The sequence below is a fragment of the Synechococcus sp. R6-7 genome (assembly GCF_047461695.1).
Taxonomy (GTDB): Bacteria; Cyanobacteriota; Cyanobacteriia; order Thermostichales; family Thermostichaceae; genus Thermostichus.
Genome location: NZ_JANSHS010000363.1, coordinates 1 through 1544 on the forward strand (window position 1 = coordinate 1; position 1544 = coordinate 1544).

The window sequence follows — 1544 nt, forward strand, 5'->3', positions numbered from 1 at the left end:
AAAAAGGCTCCTCCACCAGGGGATCCTGCGGCAGGAGAGGGATCACCGTCTGGCCAGGGGTCAGAATCGACTCAGGGGACAAGTCAGGGGTAAACAGCCAGGGATCTTCACGGGCCAGCTCCCGCAGCTTCAGGTTCGGTTCTGGAGCGTCAATGGGCGACGGCAGTTGAGGCAGCGGATCCCGAACCACCCAGGGGGGCCACCAAGACACCGGCCCACCGATCACCACCCCAAACTGTCCAACTTCTTGCCATAGCTGGAGCAGGGCTGCCACCGTCTGCTGCCAGGAGCGCTCTCCTGCCCCCGGCAACCATTCCGGCAAGGGCAGATCGGCCCACAAAGCTTCCATCAAGGACAGAAATCGGCGGCTGTTCACGGATCTCTTTGACCCATCCTTCCCTTGTAGGGTAGCGGTTGTGGCCCCTCTGGGGCAGGGGAAAACCTCACCTTTTCCGGGGCGGATCCCCGTCTCACTCAGGGACAAGAATCCTCGTCCTCATACGGTAGCGAGTCTGTCCAATCAGCCTACCCGTCCATCCGGCAGAGTTGCCCCGCGCAAATTGGCCCCGCTGAGGTTGGCTGTGCTCAGATCGGCTCGGGTTAGGATTGCCTCGCCGAGATCGGCATTTTCCAGGTTGGTGCGGCCCAAATAGGCATCCACCAGGTTGGCACACCGCAAATCGGCCCCGGCCAGATTGGCCCGACTGAGATCCGTCCGCGCCAGTTTGGCCGAGCACAAAGAACTCGCGGAAAGATCGGCTGCGGCCAGATCCGCCTCGCTTAAGTTGGCCTCTGTCAGATTCACCTGGCGAAGTATCGCCTCCTTCAAGTTGGCCCGCGCCATCTGCACCCCTCGCAGGTCTGCCCCCAAAAAAGAAACCCCCCTCAGGTCGGTCTCGCTCAGGATGGCCCCTTGCAAACGGGCTTGCTGCAGGCTGGCCCCTTGCAAGTTGGCTTTGATCAGACTGGCCTCTTTTAGGTTGGCCCCGCTCAGGTCGGCCCGCGTCAAATCCGCTCCCGACAGGTTGGCTCCGCTGAGATCGGCGCGGCTGAGGTTGGCGTTGCGCAGTACCGCTCCCCGGCGGCTATCGAAACGGAGATTAGCCCCCCGCAAGCAAGCTCCCCCCAAGTTGGCACTGGTGAGGTTGGCCCAACGCAAATCCGCATCCAGCAGGTTGGCATCGATCAACAGAGCCAGCGTTAGGTTGGCCCCATGCAAATCTGCCCCTTGTAGGGTGGTGCCGTGCAACTGGGCATCCCTGAGATCCGCCTCGCTCAAGTCCGCCTGGCTGAGGTTGGCCCCCCCGAGGTTAGCCCCGACGAGGTTGGCCTTCTGCAGCTTGGCCCGCCCCAAGAAGGCGAAGATCAAATTGGCACTGTGCAGGTTTGCTTGGGAGAGATCCACCCCGATCAAATCAGCCCGGCTCAGGTCAAGGGCGGCCAGGTTCTCGCCGGCAAAGTTGATCCGTCCTGCCCGGTAAAGCCGAAGCAGATCCTTGGCATCCATAGAAGAGAGGGGAGAGCATGACTCTAGTCAATAATAA

The 1544-nt window shown here is 61.4% G+C and carries 1 protein-coding gene and 1 pseudogene; both read right to left on the reverse strand.

Annotation, left to right across the window (positions count from 1 at the left end; all coding sequences use genetic code 11):
- Window positions 1-349: pseudogene (locus tag NW815_RS10780) on the reverse strand (sensor histidine kinase); the annotation flags it as partial.
- A gap of 171 nt (window positions 350-520) precedes the next feature.
- Complete coding sequence (locus NW815_RS10785) at window positions 521-1507, reverse strand: pentapeptide repeat-containing protein (RefSeq protein WP_414415997.1); 987 nt, start codon at window positions 1505-1507, stop codon at window positions 521-523.
- Window positions 1508-1544: the final 37 nt, after the last annotated feature.